Raw genomic sequence first — 16,078 nt, 5'->3', positions numbered from 1 at the left:
CCACCATGACCTCGTCCCGACAGGACCGCATCGCGGCACTGCCCGCCCACCTGCGGGAGGCGCTGCGCGCGCGGATGGCGGGGACGGCAGGCCCGGCGCCGGAGATCCCGGCCGCCGCCGACCGTTCCCGCCCGATCCCGCTCTCGTCCGCCCAGCGGCGGCTCTGGTTCCTCAGCAGGCTGCGGCCGGACGATCCCGAGTACAACAGCGCGTTCGCCCTGCGCCTGACCGGACCGCTCGACCGCGCCGCGCTGGCCACCGCGTTGCGGCTGCTGGTCGCTCGCCACGAGCCGTTGCGCACCACCTTCGAGGAGATCGACGGCGAGGGCTTCCAGATCGTCCGGCCGCCCGATGAGGTCGCGTTGCCCGTCGTGGACGTCGGGCCCGGCGACCTCGAGGACGTCCTGCGCGCCGAGTACACCCGGCCTTTCGATCTGGTCCGCGGGCCCCTGCTGCGTGCGGTGCTGCTGCGGCTCACCGGCACCGAGCACGTGCTGCTGGTGTGCGTGCACCACATCGCCACCGACGGCGCGTCGATGGGCGTGCTGACCGGGGAACTCGGCCTGCTCTACCGCGACGGCGATCGCGCCCGGCTGCCCGCCCAGCCGGTGCAGTACGCGGATTTCGCCGTCTGGCAACGAAACCGGCCGCTCCGGGGCGCGGGTCTCGACTACTGGAAATCGCACCTCGACGGCGTCGCCCCGCTTGAGCTGCCCACCGACCGGCCGCGGCCACCCGTCCGGAGCACCGACGGGGCTACACGGGAGTTCACCGTGCCCGCGGAGGTCGCGGGACGGCTGGCCGAGCTGGCGCGCTCGTCGGAGACGACGCTGTTCACGGTGCTCGTCGCCGCGTGCCAGGCGCTGTTCGCCCGCTACACCGGGCAGGAGGACATCGCGCTCGGAACGGTCGTGCAGGGTCGCGAACGGCCGGAACTCGAACGGGTCGTAGGCTTCTTCGTCAACACCGTCGTGTTGCGTTCGGCCGTCGACCGGTCCGTGCCCTTCACCGAGCACCTGACACACGCCCGCCAGACCGTTCTGGACGCCTTCGCGCACGACGACGTGCCGTTCGACGCGGTCGTCGACGCCGTGCGGGCGGACCGCGACGCCGGTCGGAACCCCCTGTTCGACGTCATGGTGCTGCTGCATTCCGCTTCCGGCGACGGTCCCGAATTCCCCGGTCTGACCGTGGAACCGGCGGACGTCGCGCGGGACGCGGCGAACTTCGACCTTTCGATCGAATTCGAGGAATCCCGGGGCGGGCTGGCCGGACTCGTCGAATACAGCACCGAACTGTTCGACGGCACCACGATCGACGGCCTGATCGGCCATCTGCTGCGGCTGCTGGCCGGGATCGCCGCCGAGCCCGGACGCCGGATCGCCGACCTGCCGCTCACCGACGACGCCGAAGAACGCCGCCTGCTGTCGTGGGGGAGCAACGAGCTCGAGGTTCCAGCGACCACCATCGTCGATCTCCTGGACCACCAGGCGAAGACCCGGCCGGACGACACCGCGCTCGTCTGCGGCGACACCCGGCTGACCTTCGCCGAACTCGCCGCCCGCAGCGACGGCCTCGCCGCCGAACTGGCCGCCCGCGGCGCCGGTCCCGACCGGATCGTCGCGGTGCTGCTGCCGCGTTCGGCCGAGGCGATCGTCGCGTTGTTCGCCGTGCTCAAAGCCGGTGCCGTGCACCAGTCGATCGACCCCGGCCTGCCGGCCGAGCGGATCCGGACCTTGCTGGCCGACACCCGGCCGGTCGTCGTCCTCGACGACACCTTCACGGTCACCACCGGTCAGCCGCGACCGGCGCCGCCGCGGCCGTCGGACGCCGCGTACGTCATCCACACCTCGGGTTCGACGGGCACGCCGAAGGGCGTCGTCGTCGGCCACGCGGCCCTGGTCAACCTGCTCGCCGACCATCGCACCGTGTTCGGCCGCGACCGGATGCGCGTCGCGCTGACCGCGACCCTGTCGTTCGACACGTCGTGGGAAGGCCCCCTGCTGCTGGCGGACGGCCACGAACTGCACGTCATCACCGAAGAGACCCGGCTCGATCCGGACAGGCTGACGCGCTACGTGCGGGACGAGCGCGTCGATTTCCTCGATGTCACTCCGTCGTACCTGCGGCAACTGCTGCCCGCCGGACTGCTGGAGGGAGAGCACCGGCCGAAGTTCCTCATGGTCGGCGGCGAGGCCCTCGACAGCGACCTTTGGCGCGCGCTCGCCGCTTCCGGAACGGAGGTCCACAACTACTACGGGCCCACCGAGTCCACTGTGGACGCCACCCGCGCGCCGGTGACCGGTGACCGTCCGGTGATCGGCAGGCCGCTCGGCAACGTGACCGCCTACGTCCTGGACGAACGGTCGAGGCTCGTGCCCGCCGGGGTGCCCGGCGAACTGTGTCTCGCCGGCGCCCAGCTCGCCCGGGGCTATCTGGGCAGGCCGGGACTGACCGCGGACCGCTTCACCGCCGACCCGTTCGGACCGCCCGGCACCCGGCTCTACCGCACCGGCGACCGTGCCCGCTGGACCGCCGACGGGCGGCTGGAACACCTCGGCCGCCTCGACGACCAGATCAAGGTCCGCGGCTTCCGGATCGAGCCCGGCGAGGTCGAGACGGCACTGCGCGCGCAACCGTCGGTCACCGACGCGGCCGTGGACGCGCGGAACGGCAAACTGGTCGCCTACGTCGTCGGCGACGCCGACCCCGCCTCGCTGCGGACGGCGTTGCACCGCGTCCTGCCCGCCCATCTCGTCCCCTCGGCCTTCGTCGGCGTGGACGCACTGCCGTTGACCAGACACGGAAAACTGGACCGGCGCGCCCTGCCCGATCCCGGACACACCACCTCGACGCCGTACGTGGCTCCCCGCGACGACCGTGAGCGGCTGGTGACCGCCATCTGGTCCGACGTCCTCGGTGTCGAACGCGTCGGCGTCGACGACGACTTCTTCGAACTCGGCGGCGACTCCCTCCTCGGCATCCGTGTGCTCGCGCGGCTCCGGGACACGCTCGGTGCCGACGTGCCCGCGCGGCTCGTCCTCACCGCGCCCACCCCGGCGCGGCTCGCCTTGCGGTTGCCCGAGATCACCGCGCCGCAGGCGGCGATTCCGGTGCTGCCCAGGGACGGCGGCCGGTTCGAAGCACCGCTTTCCTTCGCGCAGCAGCGGTTGTGGTTCCTCGACGAATTCGAACCGGGCAGCACCGAATACGTGTCGCCGACGGCCTTGAGGCTGCGCGGTGAGCTGGACACGGACGCGCTGAATCGCGCACTGACCACGTTGGTCGCCCGGCACGAATCCCTGCGGACCACCTTCGCGACCGTCGACGGCCGCGGCGTCCAGGTGATCCACCCGCCCTACGCGGTCGACGTACCCGTCACCGAAGGCGACCTGGACAGCGCCCTCGCCGCCGCGACCGGCCCCGTCGACCTGCACAGTGGGCCGTCGCTGCGGGTCGCGCTGACCCGGCTCGCGCCCGGCGACCACGTGCTCACGCTCGTGCTGCACCACATCGTCACCGACGGATGGTCCTCCGGCGTGCTGCTGGCGGAGCTGGCCACGTGCTACAGCGCGTTCCGCCGCGGCGAAGAGCCGGTCCTTCCACCACTGCCGGCGCAGTACGCGGACTACGCCGTCTGGCAGCGGGAACGGCTGCGCGGTACCGACTTCGACGCCCAGCTCAGCTACTGGCGCAACCGCCTCGACGGCGTGCCCGCGCTCGACCTGCCCACCGACCGGCCCCGGCCGGCCGTGCGCACCAAGAACGGTGCCCTGTACGAATTCAGTGTGCCCGCCGGGACCACGGCGCGGCTCAAGGAGCTGTCCCGGCATCAGGGCGGCACCCTGTTCATGACGTTGCTCGCCGCGAGCGAACTGCTGTTCGCCCGCTGGTCGGGGCAGGACGACATCGCCGTCGGTACCGTCGTGTCCGGCCGCGAGCGGACGGACCTCGAAGGCCTGATCGGGTTCTTCGTCAACACCCTCGTCCTGCGGTCCACAGTGGACTTGAACCTCGGGTTCGACGTCTTCCTCGACGACGTGCGGGACACCGTCCTGGACGCGTTCGCGCACCAGGACGTGCCGTTCGACCGGGTCGTCGACGACCTGAGGCCCGAACGCGACACCAGCCGCACACCGCTGTGCCAGGTGCTGGTGGTACTGCACAACACCCCGGACACCCGGCCGTCGATGGCGGGCCTGGAGGTCGAAGAGCTGGCCCCGCCCGTCGTGACCGCCGGTTTCGACCTCACGATCCACTTCCAGGAGACCGACGGCCGGCTCGACGCGCTCGTCAACTACAACACCGATCTGTTCGATCCCGCCACGATCGAGCGGCTGACCGGCTGGCTTGGCCGTCTGCTCGACGGCATCGCGACGGCTCCGGAACTGCCGCTCGGACAGCAACCCTGGATCAGCCCGGCCGAACGCGGCCGGGTGCTGCTGGAGTGGAACGGCAAGGCGCAGGCGGAACCTTCGCCCGTCCTGCACGAACTCTTCGCCGAACGCGCCGCGCGTACTCCGGACGCCATCGCGGTGACGAGCGGGAGCACCGAGCTGACCTACGGCGAACTGGACCGGCGCGCCAACCGCCTCGCCCACCGGCTGATCGAGCAGGGCGCGGGACCGGAGCGGCTGGTGGCGCTGCGGCTACCGCGTTCGGCGGACCTCGTCGTCGCGGTGCTCGCCGTACTGAAGACGGGCGCCGCGTACCTGCCGATCGACCCGGCGTATCCGGCGGCGCGGATCGAGGCGACGCTGGCGGACGCGCGTCCGGTGTGCGTGGTCGACTCCGTGGAGGCCGACGGCCGCCCGGACACCGCTCCGGAAGTGAGGGTCGAGCCGGACAACACCGCCTACGTCATCTACACCTCCGGCTCCACCGGCGTGCCCAAGGGCGTGCTGATCCCGCATTCCAACGTCACCCGCCTGTTCTCGTCGACCGCGCACTGGTTCGGCTTCGACGAGAACGACGTCTGGACGCTCTTCCACTCCTACGCCTTCGACTTCTCGGTCTGGGAACTGTGGGGAGCACTGCTGCACGGCGGCAGGCTCGTGGTCGTCCCGCAGGACGCGGTCCGCGAACCGGAGGACTTCGTGGCGCTGCTCGCGGAGCAGCGGGTGACGGTCCTGAACCAGACCCCGTCGGCGTTCTACCGGCTGAGCACGCTGCCGACTCCGGAGCTCAGCCTGCGATACGTGATCTTCGGCGGCGAAGCGCTGGATCCGGCGCGGCTGGCGGAGTGGTACCGGCGGCATCCGGACGGCCCGCGGCTGGTGAACATGTACGGCATCACCGAGACCACGGTGCACGTCACGTACCGGGCGCTGGAAGCGGACGGGACGGCCACCGTCGGGGTTCCGATCCCGGACCTGCGGACCTACGTGCTCGACGCCGATCTCGCGCCCGTCCCGCCCGGAGTGACCGGTGAGCTGTACGTCGCCGGAGCGGGCCTGGCTCGCGGCTATCTCAACCGGCCCGGCCTCACCGCCTCTCGGTTCGTCGCGGACCCGTTCGGCGGATCCGGCACCCGGATGTACCGCACGGGCGATCTGCTGCGGTGGACCGGCGACGGCGAACTGGACTACCGCGGCCGCGCCGACCACCAGGTCAAGATCCGCGGATTCCGCATCGAACCCGGTGAGATCGAAGCGGCGCTCATCGCCCATCCCGACGTCGAGGCGGCCGCCGTCGTCGCCCACGGGACCGGCGACGCGCGAAGGCTCGTCGCGTACCTGACCGGACCCGTTCCGGGGACGACGGCACTGCGGGAGTTCCTCGGCCGCTCCCTGCCCGCGCACCTGGTGCCCGCGGTGTTCGTCCCGCTGGAGCGGTTGCCGCTCAACGCCAACGGGAAACTCGACACCCGTGCGCTGCCGGAGCCCGGCGCCCGGACCGAGAACCGTTACGTGGCACCGCGCACCGACGTCGAGGCCGTACTGGCCGGGATCTGGTCCGAGGTGCTCGGCGTCGACCGGGTCGGGGTCGAGGACAACTTCTTCGGTCTCGGTGGAGATTCGATCCTCAGCATCCAGGTCGTCGCGGCGGCCCGGCAGGCGGGGTTGACGCTGTCGTCGAAGGACCTCTTCCGCAACCAGACCATCGCCGAGCTCGGTCTCGTCGTCCGCACCGAAGCGCCGGTGGAACAGGTCGAGGTGGACGACGCCGGACCCGCGCCGCTCGGCCCGATCCAGTCCTGGCTGTTCGAGCGGCTGGACGAGCCGTGGCGGCTGACCATGTCCGTGCACGTCGTCCTGTCCTCTGTGGACATACCTAGGCTGATCTCCGCCCTGAACCGCGTCAGCGAGCACCACGACGCGCTGCGCATGCGCTTCTCCCGCACGGACGAGGGCTGGGTACAGGAACCCGCCACCGCCGAACCGGCCGACCTGCTGAGGCACGTCGATCTGTCCGAAGTGGACGATGTCTCCGCCGCCATGCGGACCGAGGCCATCCGGGCGCAGACGTCGCTCGACGTGGTCACCGGGCCACTGTGGCGCGCGGTGCTGTTCACTTTCCGGGACCGGGCACCGCAGCTGTTCCTCACCGCCCACCATCTCGTCATGGACGGGGTGTCGTGGCGGATCCTGCTGGCCGACCTCGAACGCGCGTACCGGGGCGAAACCCTGACCCCGGTGCGAACAACATTCACGTATTGGGCGCGTTCTCTGCGCGAACACGCGAAAATGGGACAGCTCGACAAGGAAATCGGGTACTGGGAAACTGCGTTCCGCGGAGCTCGGACGGACATTCCGGTTGACCGCCCGGGCCGCAACACCGCGAAGTCGGAGCGCGGTGTCTCGGTGTCACTTGGCCGGGCCGAGACCACCGCGCTCCTCCGCGACGTACCCGGCGCGTACCGCACGGAGGTCAACGACGTGCTGGTGAGCGCGCTCGGCCGGGCGCTCGCCCGGTGGACGGGGCGGTCGCGAGTGGTGATCGCCATGGAGGGCCACGGCCGCGAGGAGATCGCCGGCCCGCTGGATCTTTCGCGCACGATCGGCTGGTTCACCGCGCAATACCCGCTCTCGCTCGCCGTGCCCGAAGGCGATTGGGGCGACGTGCTCAAATCCGTGAAGGAACAACTGCGCGCGGTCCCGTCGAAAGGCGCGGGATTCGGGGCGTTGCGCTACTCGAACGCCGGAGAAACGCCGGGTTCCGCTTTACGAGCGGCCCCCGAACCGCGGATTTCCTTCAATTACCACGGCCGCTGGGACATGGGGAGCCCTGACGGCGGCTGGATCCGGGGCAGAGGCGAGACCCTCGGACACGACAGCGATCCGGAAAGCGTCCGCCCGTATCTGCTCGACGTCGTCGGCGTCGTCGAAAGCGGCGAATTGCATCTCACCTGGCAGTATTCCGACGAGGTGTACGACGAGGACACCGTGCGCGGGATCGCCATCGCCATGCTCGGCGCGTTACGCGGGATCATCGCGCACTGCGCCGAGAACGGTGGGCGCACGCCGTCGGATTTCCCGCTGGCGCGGCTCTCGCAGGCGGACGTCGACCGCTTCGCCGGTGACGGCCGGGACGTCGAAGACATCTACCCGCTCACGCCGTTGCAGACGGGCATGCTGTTCCACAGCCTGGTCGACGCCGGATCGACGGCCTATTTCGACCAGTTCCGGCTTCGGCTGGCCGGGGTGAGCCGTCCGGACGCGCTCGCTGAGGCGTGGCAGCGCGTGGTCGACCGCACGCCGATCCTGCGCAGCAGTACCGCCTGGGAGGGTGTCGACGAGCCGGTCCAGCGGGTCCACCGCGAGGTCGTGGTCCCGGTCCGGCACCACGACTGGCGTGCGCTCACCCCGGACGAGCAGGACCGGGAACTGAAGAAGCTGCTCGCCGAGGACGTGGCGGCGGGAATGGAGCTGACCGAGCCACCCTTGATGCGGCTGGCGATCGCCCGGCTCACCGAGGACGAGGTACAGCTGGTGTGGACCTCGCACCATGTCCTGCTCGACGGCTGGAGCACGGCGCAGGTCTTCGGCGAAGTGTGCGAACAGTACGCGGCCATCGTGGAAGGCCGCCCCGCACGGCTGGTACCGCGACGCCCGTTCCGCGACTATCCGGCCTGGCTCGCCGCGCAGGACCGTGCCGAGGCGGAGGCGCACTGGCGCGCCGTCCTGGACGGGTTCACCACCCCGACCCCGCTGCCCTTCGACCGGAAGCCGACGGAAGCACACCGGGCGGAGTCCGCGGAGGCGGTCCTGGTCGAGCTGTCCCCGGAGGAATCGGCGAAGCTGCACCAGACCGCCAAGGCCGCGGCGCTCACGGTCAACACGATCGTGCAAGGCGCCTGGGCGCTGCTGCTCGCGCGCTACAGCGGGGAAACCGACGTCCTGTTCGGGACGACCGTGTCCGGCCGCCCGGAGGAGATGCCGGGTGTCGAGTCGATGATCGGCATGTTCATCAACACCGTCCCCACCCGGGTGGAGGTCCGCGGCCGGGAACTCGCACTCGACTGGCTGCGCGAAACGCAGGCGGCGCAGGCAGACGCGCGCCGGTACGACTTCCTCGCTTTGTCCGAACTCCAGGCGTTCACGGCCGTTCCGGCCGGTACGGCGCTGTTCGACAGCGTGGTGGTGTTCGAGAACTACCCGATCGAGGACAGCGGACAGGCCGACGTGCGCGTGCTGGACGTCGAATCGCTCGACACGACGAACTTCCCGCTGAACCTCACCGCCTACCTGCACGACAAGCTCGGGCTCGAACTCTCCTACGACCCGCGGCTGTTCGACGCGGACACGGTTCGCCTTCTCGCGGATCGGCTCGCCGGTTTCGTCCGGGCCATCGCCGCGGACCCGAGGTGCCGTCTCGACGCGCTGTCCCCGCCGTCGACGTCCGAACGACGTGAACTGCTGTCCTTCGGCAGCGGCCCGCTGATCGACGTACCGTCCGGCACGGTTCTGGACGTCTTCGAGGCCACGGTCGCCCGGATACCGCACGAGAGCGCGCTGGTCTTCCGCGACACGGTGCTGGACTTCGCCGAGGTCGACGCCCGCGCCACACGGCTGGCGGGACACCTGGCCGCCCGGGGCGCGGGTCCGGAAACCGTGGTCGCCGTCGCGCTTCCCCGTTCGGCCGAAGCGGTCATCGCGATCCTCGCGATCTTCAAGACGGGCGCGACCTACCTGCCGATCGACCCGGGCCTTCCGGAGGAACGCAAACGGTTCCTGCTCCAGGACGCGCGACCGGTCGTCGTGCTGGACGGGACGGACCCCGGCCCCGCGACCTCGGCGGTGACCAGGGCGACCGCGGACACCGCGGCGTACGTCATCTACACCTCCGGCTCGACGGGAACGCCGAAGGGCGTCGTCATCGAACACCGCGGCCTGATGAACATGCTCGCCGCGCACCGCCGCGTCTTCCTCACCGAGGAGCGCCGCAAGGTGGCGCTCACCGCGTCGTTGTCGTTCGACACGTCCTGGGAAGCGCTTCTGGCCTTGATCGACGGGCACGAGCTGCACGTGCTCGACGACGACACCCGGCTCGATCCCCACGCCGTCGTCGGCTACGTCCGCGACCACCGGATCGACCTGATGGACCTGACGCCGGCCTATCTCCGGCAGCTGCTGGAGGCGGGGCTGCTGAGCGGGGAACACCGGCCCGGCACGGTACTCGTCGGCGGTGAGGCGACCGGCGAGCGGCTGTGGCGCGAGCTGGTGGCGTCCGGTGTCACCTCGTACAACTACTACGGCCCCACCGAGGTGACGGTCGACGCCGTCCACACACCGGTCGCGGGGGACCGGCCGCTGATCGGCCGTCCGCTGCCCAACCTGCGGGCCTACGTCCTGGACGCCACGGGCACGCCGGTCCCCGCCGGGGTGCCGGGGGAGCTGTTCCTCGCCGGTGTCCAGCTCGCCCGCGGCTACCGCGGCCGCCCCGGATTGACGGCGGACCGCTTCGTCGCCGATCCGTTCGGCCCGCCGGGCACCCGGATGTACCGCACCGGCGACCGGGTGCGCTGGACCGCCGACGGGCGGCTGGACTACCTGGGCCGCGTCGACGACCAGGTCAAGATCCGCGGGTTCCGGGTCGAACCCGGCGAAGTGGAGGCCGTGCTGCGGCAGCATCCGGCGGTCACCGACACCACGGTCACCGCCCACGACGGACGCCTCGTCGCCTACGTCGTCGGTGACACGCAAGGGCTGCGGGACTGGTTGCGGGACCGCCTGCCGGACCATCTCGTCCCGTCGGCGCTCGTCGCGCTCGACGCCCTTCCCTTGACCCGTAACGGCAAGATCGACAAGCGAGCGCTGCCCGCACCCGCCCGCGACGCCGCGGCCGAGTACGTGGCGCCGCGGACCGAGACCGAACGCCGCCTCGCCGTCATCTGGGCGGAGGTGCTCAAACTCGACCGGGTCGGCGTGACGGACGGCTTCTTCGAACTCGGCGGGGACTCGATCCTCAGCATGCGGATCACGTCGCGGGTGCGCGCGGAACTGGGCGTCGACGTCTCGCCGCGCGCGTTGTTCACCGCACCGACCCTCGGCCGGTTCGCCGCGGCATTGCCGGATCGGCGGGCCGAAACGCGGCCGATCCCGATCGTGGCCCGCGACGGTGCCCTGCCGTTGTCCTTCGCCCAGCAGCGTTTGTGGTTCCTCGACGAGTTCGAGCCCGGTGGCGCCGATTACCTCTCGCCCACGGCGTTGCTGCTTCGCGGCGAACTCGACGTCGCGGTCCTCAAGCGGGCGCTGGATCTCCTGGTGGCTCGCCACGAAGCGCTTCGCACCACGTTCGACGCGATCGACGGCCGCGGCGTCCAGGTCGTGCACGAGCCCTACGACGTCGACCTCCCGGTCGAGGAGTTCGACGAAGACGTGCTGGCACGGGAAGCGTCGCGGCCGTTCGACCTGCGCACCGGACCGCTCCTGCGGGCACGGCTCTTCCGGCGGACGTCCGAAGAGCACGTGCTGCTGCTGGCGCTGCACCACATCGTCACCGACGGCTGGTCGTCGGGCGTGCTGGCCGCCGAACTCGACGAGGTCTACGCCGCCCTCGCGCGTGGCGAGGAGCCGGAACTGCCCGAGCTTCCCGTGCAGTACGCGGATTTCGCCTCCTGGCAACGCGAACTCCTCGACGGTCCCGAGCTCACCGGGCAGCTGGATCACTGGCGGGACCGCCTCGCCGGGCTGGAACCCCTCGAGCTGCCCACCGACCGGCCCCGGCCGGCGGTGCGCACGACGGAGGGCGAATGGCTGGGGTTCGACCTTCCCGCCGACGTCGTCGCGAAGCTCCGGGCGCTGGCCACCGCCCAGGACGGCACCCTGTTCATGACCCTGGTGGCCGCCTGTCAGCTCCTGCTGGCCGGATGGTCGGGCCAGCGGGACGTCGCCGTCGGCACCGTGACCGCCGGACGGGAACGCGCCGAACTGCAACGTCTCGTCGGGTTCTTCGTCAACACCTTGACCCTTCGGTCCACAGTGGACATCGGACGCTCCTTCCGTGAGTTCCTGGCCCAGGTGCGGACCGTGGTGCTCGACGCCTTCGCCCACCAGGACGTCCCGTTCGAGCGCGTGGTGGACGCCGTGCAACCGGCCCGCGACCCGAGCCGGACGCCGTTGTTCCAGGCCATGGTCGTCCTGCAGAACACCGGTGACCGGCCGGGTTCCGGCACGGTCGTCGCGGGCGAGGTCGCGCTGCCCGCGGTGTCGGCCCCCTTCGACCTCCTCGTGCAGTTCGAACAGGACGGCGACACGGTGCACGGGGCGATCAACTACAGCACCGGGCTGTTCGACGCGGAGACCATCGAACGGCTGATCGCGCGGCTGCGGGCGCTCCTGACCGTGCTCGCCGCCGAGCCGGACCAGCCGATGGCGGCCCTGCCGTCGTTGCCGCGCGGTGAACTCGACCGGTTGCGAGCCTGGAACGACACCGCGCGCGAAATCCCGGCGGCGTCCCTGGCCGAACTCGTCGAGGCACAGGCCCGCCGGACACCGGACGCGTCAGCTCTGGTGTCCGACACCGGCTCGCTGACCTTCGCGGAGCTGAACGCGAGGGCGAACCGGCTGGCCCGATGGCTCGCTGAGAGAGGTGCCGGGCCGGAACGGATCGTGGCCGTCCGCCTGCCGCGTTCGGTGGCGCTCGTGGTCACCGAACTGGCCGTGGCCAAGACCGGCGCCGCGTTCCTGCCCGTGGATCCCGGCTATCCGGCCGAACGGATCGAATACATGCTGAAGGACGCCGACCCCGTCCTGGTGGTGGACGGAGAAGTCGACGCGGCCGGGTACGACGACACCGACCTCGGTATTCGGATCGACCCGGCACAGCCCGCTTACGTGATCTACACGTCCGGCTCGACCGGGCGGCCCAAGGGGGTCGCCGTCACCCATTCCGGGCTCGCGTCGTTCTCCGCCGCCGAGATCGAGCACTGCGAGGTGCGGCCGGGTGATCGTGTACTCGCCTTCAGCTCGCCCAGCTTCGACGCCTCGATCCTGGAACTGTGCCTGTCCCTGCCCGCCGGCGCCGCGCTCGTCGTGCCGCCCGAGGGACCGCTGCTCGGTACCGGGCTGGCCGACGTCCTGCGACGGCGGCGGATCACCCACGCGCTGATCCCGCCGATCGCGCTGGCCACCGTGCCCGAGGTGGAACTGCCCGACTTCCGCACGGTGATCGTCGGCGGGGACACCTGCCCGGCGTCGCTGGTGGACCGCTGGGCGCCCGGAAGGCGGATGATCAACGCGTACGGGCCCACGGAGTCCACTGTGGTCACTTCGTGGAGCGAGCCGCTGACCCCGGGCGTGCCACCGCCGATCGGCACCCCCATCCCGAACACCGAGGCCCACGTCCTCGACGCCGCGCTGCGGCCGGTACCGATCGGGGCCACCGGCGAGCTGTTCGTCTCCGGCGACGGCCTCGCCCGCGGCTATCTGCGCCGCCCGGGCCTGACCGCGGACCGGTTCGTGGCGAACCCCTTCGGCGACCGGGGGAGCCGGATGTACCGGACCGGCGACCTGGTCCGCTGGACGGCTCGGGGTGTGCTGGAATTCGTGGGCCGCGTGGACGAACAGGTCAAGATCCGCGGCTTCCGGGTGGAACTCGGCGAGATCGAGACGGCGCTGCGACGTCATCCCGAGGTGCGGGAGGCGGTGGTGGCCGCCCGGGAGATCGGTGGCCACAAACGGCTCGTCGCCTATGTGGTCGGCGAAGTGGCGGGGCTGCGGGCCTTCCTCGGCGAGACGTTGCCCGACTATCTCGTGCCGTCGATCTTCGTACCGGTGGCCGCGATCCCGATCACCGCCAACGGCAAGGCCGACCGTGCGGCGCTCCCGGTGCCGGACCCGTCCTCGGTACAGGGCGCGGACCACGTGGAGCCGCGCACCGAAACGGAAGCGGTGCTCGCGAAGCTGTGGGCCGAAGTCCTCGGCCTGGATCGGGTCGGTGTCACGGACAACTTCTTCGATCTCGGCGGTGACTCGATCCTCGGCATCCAGGTCGTCCACCGTGCCCGGCGGGCCGGGCTGTCGACGCGGTCGAAGGATCTGTTCACCCACCAGACGATCGCCGAGCTGGCGACGGTGGTGAAACCGGTGGACACCGCGGACGCGGACCGCGAGGTCGTCGTCGGAGATGTTCCGCTGACCCCGATCCAGCAGTGGTTCTTCGCCGGCGAACCGGCCAATCCCGCGCATTTCAACCAGTCGGTACTCGTCGAACTCGACGGGCCGGTGGAGGAGGAGTCGCTGCGGCTCGCGCTCGACGCCGTCATCACCCAGCACGACGCGCTGCGCCTGCGCTTCGAGCGGACCGAGGCGGGGTGGACGCAGTACAACGAGCCGCCGGAGCCGAGGCCGGTGCTGAAGAAGGTGCCCGCGGCCGAGTTGGCGGAAGAGGCCGAGTACGCGCAGGCCGATTTCGACCTGGCACGGCCACCGCAGCTACGCGCGGTGCTGACGGAACCGGATGGCGCGGAGAATCCCCGGTTGCTGCTCGCCGCGCATCATCTGGTCGTCGACGCGGTGTCGTGGGGCATCCTGCTCGAAGACCTCGAACGCGCGTATCGGCAGATCGAAGCCGGTGAGAAGACCGACCTCGGGACCAAGACGACGTCCTTCCGGGAGTGGGCGCACCGGCTGCGCGAGTTCGTGGAAGGCGGCGCACTGGACGCTGAACACGGACATTGGTCGCGTGAGCTGCCCGGTCGCACGATCCCGCGCGATCGGACCGGCGTCCCGCCCGCGCCACCGGAATCGGTGACCGTGGAGGTCGATGAAAACGACACCGACGCCCTGCTGCACCTGGCCCCCGGCGCCTACCGGACGCGGATCAACGACGTCCTGCTGACCGCGCTGGCCAGGGCGCTCACCCGCTGGACCGGGGAATCCGCCGTCGCGGTCGATCTGGAAGGCCACGGCCGCGAAGAGATCCTCGACGACGTCGACCTTTCCCGGACCGTCGGCTGGTTCACCACGCTGTTCCCCGTCGGGCTCACGGTCGACGGCTCGGCGGGCTGGCGGCAACTGGTCAAGGCGACCCGGAAGCAGTTGCGTGCCTTGCCCGGCAACGGTTTCGGCTATGGAGCCCTGCGGCATTTCCGGTTCCCGGAGCTCGGTGACACGGCGCCGGAGGTCGCGTTCAACTACCTGGGCCAGGGCGATCACGCGAGCGAGGGGAGCGGGTTCTACCGCCGGGTGCACGCACCACTCGGACGCGAACAGGACCCGGAGAACCGCCCGGCGCACGTCCTCGAAGTGGTCGGTGGTGTGCGGGACGGCCGGCTGGAGTTCTCCTGGTACTACCAGCCACACCTGAACACGCGGGAGACGGTGGCGGCCGTCGCCGCGGACTTCGCCGACGCCTTGCGCGCCATCGCGTCCGACTGCCGGGGTGACGAAACGTGAGCGGGCTGCGGAACAATCGCGACTACCGCCTCCTGTGGACCGGGCAGGTCGTTTCCGAGGCCGGTTTCAGTACCACGATGATCGCCTTTCCCTTGGTGGTGCTGGCGATCACCGGATCCGGCGTCCAATCAGGACTCGTGGTCGGCGCGGTGGCGATCGCCCAGCTGGCCGCCGGGCTACCGGCCGGCGCGTTCGCGGACCGCTGGTCACGCAAGCGGATCATGCTCGGCTGCGAGGCCGCACAGGCGATCGCGGCCACCGTGCTCGTCCTGGCGCTGTGGTCGGACGTGGCCGGAGTGGGGCTCCTGGTCGTCGTCGCGGTGGTGATGGGAGTGTGCCGCGCCTTGTTCGAACCGGCGGAGGAGGCGAGCCTGCCGCTGCTGGTCAAGCCGGACGAAGTACCGTCCGCGGTCTCGCTGAACGCCGCGAGAACGAGCGCGGGCCAGCTCTCGGGTACCGCGCTCGGCGGATTCCTGTTCTCCTTCGGCCGGTTCGTGCCGTTCGTCTTCGACGTCGTGGCGCACCTGTTCGCCTTCGTGTCGTTGTGGTTCGTGCGGCTGCCGGCCCGCCGGGGCGGCGCCCGGCCGCCCGCGCATCTGGGCCGGGAGATCGCGGAAGGACTCGCCTGGGTGTGGCGGCAACCGCGGCTGCGCGTCACGACGTTCTGCGTCGTCAGCCTCAACCTGTTCTTCTCGGCCTACTACCTGGTGATCATCGTGCTGGCAAACGGTCGCGGTATGCCTTCCGGGGAGATCGGCGTCATGGCGGCGATGCTCGGCGCCGGCGGGGTGCTCGGTGCGCTGGCCGCACCCGTCCTGTACCGCAAGGTCAGCCCGTACCTGTTGATCGCCGGGGTGTTCTGGGCGTTGACCGTACTGACACCGCTCGCGATCTTCGTGCACAGCGGATACCTCATGGGCCTGCTGTTCGCGGGGATCGCCTTTCTGCCGCCCGCCGCCAACACCGCCATCGGTACTTACCAGTTGCTCAACACCCCCGACGAACTGCGCGGTCGGCTCGGCGGCGTACTGGGGGTGACCGGCGGCCTGGCCGCCGCGTTCGGTCCCGCGCTGGGCGGCTGGCTGGTCGAGGCCCTGCCCGGCTCGGCCGCGGTGCTCGCGTGCGCGGGCGCCATCGCGGTCGTCACCGTGTTCACCACCCTCAACCCCACTCTGCGCGGGCTCCCCGCCACTTCCGCACCACTCGAAGCCGGAACCCATCAGAAATAAGGAGAGAAC

At 70.8% G+C, this 16,078-nt stretch carries 2 protein-coding genes; both read left to right on the top strand.

Going from position 1 to position 16,078, the window contains the following annotated elements; genetic code table 11:
- Window positions 1–5 precede the first annotated feature (5 nt).
- Window positions 6–14,840 (top strand): non-ribosomal peptide synthase/polyketide synthase, encoded by a 14,835-nt coding sequence (locus tag AB8M46_RS22695; RefSeq protein ID WP_394361466.1) that lies wholly within the window; start codon window positions 6–8, stop codon window positions 14,838–14,840.
- On the top strand, window positions 14,837–16,069 hold the full coding sequence (locus AB8M46_RS22690) for an MFS transporter (protein ID WP_394361465.1): 1,233 nt from the start codon (window positions 14,837–14,839) through the stop codon (window positions 16,067–16,069). Before AB8M46_RS22695 ends, AB8M46_RS22690 begins: the two co-directional genes overlap by 4 nt.
- The last annotated feature ends 9 nt before the right edge of the window (window positions 16,070–16,078 follow it).

Source organism: Amycolatopsis sp. SB7-3, assembly GCF_041021335.1.
GTDB lineage: Bacteria > Actinomycetota > Actinomycetes > Mycobacteriales > Pseudonocardiaceae > Amycolatopsis > Amycolatopsis japonica.
Note: the sequence above shows the minus strand (reverse complement) of the source record. Positions and strands in the feature narration are given on the sequence as shown.